Consider the following 5,265-nt stretch of genomic DNA (forward strand, 5'->3'; position numbering starts at 1 on the left):
ATTGCACGAACGGCTGCTGCGCTTAGTGTGCTTATTCTGCTCATGGTAACACTTCTAGTTTAAGTGAAGTCTGCCAGTACCCTGGTGCAAGGTACTGCAGTTTAAAAAATTCGCCATCGCTTTGTGGAACAATGCGAACATCGATAGTAGTATAAAGACGTGGGTGAGTAAACTTAAAACGGTTTACTCCCTGCAAGTCATTGTTGATAAAAGTTTCTAGAGTTTGAGTTTGAGCTGTGGTTAGTATAAAGCTAACGTCCATGGTACTTGGACGACGGCTTCTGCGGCGTTGCTTTGCCGGACCCATGTCGGTTTGGGTTCGTATTACGTTAACACCAATACTTTCCGAAAACCCCTTTTGGGGGCTTTGCGGAAAGTTGCCTGCTGTTGGCCAGTTTGGAATTGCCATATTTTATCTCCTTGCTAGGGCAGGTCTAGTACCATAAGTGCTAGAGAATGCATTTTGTGTTGCGGAACCGGTTTTAGCCACTTCTTGAGCAACCATATCTCCAACAATAACTTCAATACGACGATTACCGCGCGAGTCGGTTGTTTCACGTGTTTCGGCTTGTGCAGTTGAATAGTTGTTGACAACTACTTCGACATTGCTGCCGCCACCGGGGTTACTAACTCCAAGGTTGCCGTTGCTGTCACGCTTTAGGGGCATAATAGCTTCTGGGCCTGCTTCGCCCATTAAACCTGTGCCTTTTGCAAACTTAAACATTGTTGGTGAATCTACTACACTATTGGTAAACGTACCACCTTTGGCAAATGCTTGTATACCATAGTCAAATGCTCCGCCTTTGGCCATTGGTAGTGTTGCTAGTTGCGCAGCAGTATATCCGCTACCCTCAAAACTACCACCAAAAATACTAGATACACCATTCATTAATCCAGGTCTAAAAGCCGCATATGCTGCTGTAGCTTGCAACTGCATTTCATATCTGATTAGGCCTTCTATCATAGAAGAAATCATGTCGTCAAAACTGAATTTACCTGTTTTGGCGAAAGTTACCATCGCGTCGCCCATGCTTTGAAAACTTTTCTCAAATACTTCTCCATAAGCTTTTTGGCGTTCTGAGTATTTAGAATCTTCTGCTGCTAGTTGGCGCTTTGCTTCCGACACAGATCTTACGCCAGATATTTCTGCAGTATATTTATTACGTATATTTTGTAATTCTTCGTCTATTTTTGCACGGGCCTCATCGCCTCCGGCTCCTTCTGCAATATTTCGATATTTTTGCATTAAACCCGTTACAGTTTTTAAATAATTGATTTCTAATGAAGCTAATTTACTAGTTTCTTCCTGTTCAATTTTTCTAAATTCAATAACAGACTTTCTATCTGCTATTTCTTGTGGCGTTAGTGCAAGTCTTTTAATATCTAATTCAAGTTGTATTTCGGACAACTCTAAAGACGTACTTTGCAAGATATTAAAAGTATCTTGTTTTATTTGTCTATTATTTAGTGCTTGGGTTTCTTTGTCAAATATATTTTTACTTAAATCTTGTTGTGTTTTTAATGCACTAGCACGTTCTCTATCTATTTTTGATTGGGACGCTCCAAGAATTTTGGTATTTTCTAGTTTAGCAAAACCAATTTCTAGCTCTCGTACACCGTCAACGATTCCGGACTTCTTTAGACCGGCAATATAAATTTCAAATTTTTGACGATCTGTAATTAATGAATTAATTTGTGTATCATACTCTATTTGAGACTGTTGATCCTCTAAGCCTCTACGACTTAATAGTTGTGCATCAGTTAAACCACCATTTTGTTGCCCTAATAACTCTAATGACTTAATTTGATTACCAATACCAATAGATTCGAGCTTTAGTGCATCATTACTTAAAGTATTGATTTCATCACGAATTTTTGCCTCGGTTTTGATATTATCTAGTTTTTGTTCTTTGGCAACTTTTGCTCGCTGTATTTCTGTACTCATTAATCCTGAAACTGAAGCTCGCATGCTTTCAATAACAGCAGCTACTCTTGGACTATCTTTGCCGATAGTATTCATAGCCTGAATTAATTCTTTTAAGAAACTCTGTCCAGTTGGGGCACCTTTTCCACCAGCAACAAATGCTTGAAATCTTTGTCCAAGTGCTACTTCTGCTTCTGCACTAGAAACAGAAGGCATATTTCCTGCCATTCTATCTCGTGGATCTGCATTTCCTGCGACTTCTTTTATTGTGCTTAAATTAAGGGCAGCTGTATTGGCTATGGTTGCTGCAATTTGTTGATACTGTGCGCGAAGCATGTCTTCTTGCAGCTTAATCATTTGAGATTGCAGTCCAAGTTCTTTTTGATTTAGTTGCGATTCTATTCTTGCCACACCAGGAACATTACCAATCATTCCAAGAATGCCTTTGGCTAATTCAATTCGCCCTTTTTCAAAAGCTTCATTTAGTCCACGAGCTACTAAATTAGTGCCTGTGATGAACGCATCTACTGCAAGTTCCTTGAACTTAGGACTATTCATCAGTTCGGCAATCTTTGCGCGCTCTTCTGTGTCTTTTTTAGTTAGTGCTGCTATTTGTGCTTGTTTACTATCTAGTCTTTCTGCGGCAGCTTCTAAGGCATCCAATTGGCTGGTATCCCCACCTTGAGCAAGTACCATTTGTCTGTCTACACCACCATACATTTTGTCAAGTTTTTGATATTCTAGTTGTAAAGCTACTACTTCTTGACGGGCTGTTTTTAGTTGAACTGTAGTTTGGCCGTGTTTTTGGTTTAAACTATCAATTTCTGGTTTAAGTCTATTTACTTGCTGTACTAAAGCTGGATTAAATACACCAAGTATTGATGTTTCTTCTAATAGCTTTTTCATAGTACCAATACCAGCAATAGGATCTTCTAAAGCCCCTACCATTTTTACGGAAGAACTGGCCATATCACTACCTAACTTAGATAGTGGTGACTGGTCTATAGCTGATTTTGTAAATTCAAGATATGTAGTGTTTAACTTTTTAATGCTTTCGTCAAATTCAGTACTGCGACTGGCTACATTACTTTGAGCATTAGCAACTTTCTTTAGTGCTTTTTCAATATTTTCAATCTTCTTGGCAGCTTCTGGTCCGCCAGACTTAATAGCTTCTAGCCATTGAAGTTGGCTATCACCCACGGCCCCTAGTTCTGCTGTTACTGTTTTTAATGCAGTTTCGCGTGCTATATCACTATCAATAGCAGCAATAGTTTTTACAATGTTTGATACAGTTGCTTCGGCAAACTTACTTAACTGATCTCTGCCAATTAGACTTGCAAGATTATCAGTAAATCTATCCCAACTTTTAGTTGCTTTGTCCAGCTCTTCAAACTTTTCACGAACGGTAGTTAGTCCATCTACTAATCCCTGTAAGGCATTAGCTTGTGCGTTTAGTGCTTGCGACTGAAATAATACTTCTGGTTTTTGTTTACTTAAAAATGCTAATGTTCGATCGTATGTTTTGATCATTTCATTAGAAGTTTCAATTGCATCTGAAAAGCCTTTGGCCTGTTCTGCATTTTTAGTAAACCAACTATCAATAAGCATGGCTATACCAACTATGGCACCACCTAATCCGATAAGTCCTTGTAGTGCTCCAACAACCCCAGTAATAGCGGTAACTGCAATAGTAGCGGCACCCTTAATTCCTGTTAGACCTTTACGAATTGGTCCCATATCAGATTCTGCTAATGACTTTTTCAATTCTGAAAAAGCTCCAAATACCCCAATAGTACCAGTATCTGAACTGGCTGTACTTATAATCTGCTTACTAGCCGCTATATCTGCAGTACGCTTAGCTAAAATTTCTGCACGACCACGAGCAGTCCATAAACTTTGTTGCTGATTTAATTTACGTGTTGTTTCTTCTACTACCCGACCGTATGCTTGCTCTGCACTTTTACTAGCGTTAATCGCTTTTGCTGCTTCATAGTAGCGACTAGCAATATCTAATTTACCTTGCTTTTCATAGCGCGCACCTACTTTGTTTAAGTAGTCTAGTTCTTCTTTACTAACATCTTGCGCAGCTTTTTGAAGTATAGCATATCCCTTGGATTGTTTGCCGAAACTTGTACTACGTAATTCTTCAATTCTTTTTACTGCAGCATCCGCCGCCGCAACTTCTTTTTCAGCAGCATTCTCAGCCATTTGTTTAACTTTGGTGGCTTGAGATTCTTGAGCTTTCTTTGCCTCCGCAGCACGATATTCAGCCGCTTCTTTAGAAGCTTTTGCACTTGCTAATAAGCCTTCACGATATTGAGTGATAGCAGGTAATGCTTGTTTTACCAACATTGCCGATAAGTATGCAATACCTGCCGTTAGAGCACCAGGACTCTGACTTAAACTATTTAACACAGGTCCCAGGTATTTATTAACCACTTCTAGGCCATTTTGTGCTAAGTCTTTTAAACTAGCTAATAGCTTATCGTAAGGATTAGTAGGTATATTAATTGCATTAAACTTATCTGTACCTTCTTGAAGTACTGCATTCGCAAAAGCTTGGCGACGTTCAAAATCAGTTAGTGCAGTTACACTTTTACCTACACTAAGTGCATACTTTTCAGTTGCAGGCCCAATTTTAGTAAACAAACCAAGTTCGTCTAATAATTCTGGCTCTAACTTAACAATACCGCGCGTTAATCTGCTGACAGCATCTGTCATACTTAAACCAAGTGCTTGTGAGGCATTTTTAGCAACACTGCCCAATTGCATTAATTGTTTTGAACTCATGCCAGCACTTGTTGCTTTTGCAGTAGCTTCCATTGCATCACGCAAACTTAAAGCTCCGCCGCTGGCCGTGGCTAAATTTTTTGCTAGTGTGCCAAGGCTTTGTCCGCTTGTTGCCCCTAGTTGGTTAAGACCTTCTACCATATTGGTAGTATTCATAGCCTCGCGCAAACTATTAAATGCCGCACCAACAGCAAATAAGTTAGCCGCAACGGTAGCGTATAGTCGCACCAATCCACCCAAGCCTTGCGATTCTTTTGCAAAGTCACGTGCGCTTGCGCCTGTACCAGTGGCACCTCTGGCTCTGCCGTAATCCTGGCCACTTATCCCCTTATCGCCCTCGGCCCTAAAGGAACTCTTAGCCGCTTGGCTCATTTCTTTGTTCAATGTTTTTGCATCATCAATGCGCTTTTGCATTGAATTGCTTTTATCACTAAACAACAGTTCATATTCTACTGTATTACCTGCCATATACTCTCCCGGCAATAAACTTAATTTCAATAACTCTTGGCTACCATTATATCACTATAGGTTTAACCTGTCAACCCAAAAAT

At 39.8% G+C, this 5,265-nt stretch carries 2 protein-coding genes; both read right to left on the reverse strand.

Going from position 1 to position 5,265, the window contains the following annotated elements; translation table 11 throughout:
- Nucleotides 1–40 precede the first annotated feature (40 nt).
- A complete protein-coding gene (locus ACIQ1E_RS14350; protein WP_396172078.1) occupies nucleotides 41–409 on the reverse strand; it encodes a hypothetical protein in 369 nt (122 codons plus the stop codon).
- A gap of 3 nt (nucleotides 410–412) precedes the next feature.
- Nucleotides 413–5,212, reverse strand: a complete 4,800-nt coding sequence (locus ACIQ1E_RS14355) for a phage tail tape measure C-terminal domain-containing protein (RefSeq protein WP_396172079.1) — start codon at nucleotides 5,210–5,212, stop codon at nucleotides 413–415.
- Nucleotides 5,213–5,265: the final 53 nt, after the last annotated feature.

This window comes from Flavobacterium sp., from assembly GCF_044348915.1.
Classification (GTDB): domain Bacteria; phylum Bacteroidota; class Bacteroidia; order Flavobacteriales; family Flavobacteriaceae; genus Flavobacterium.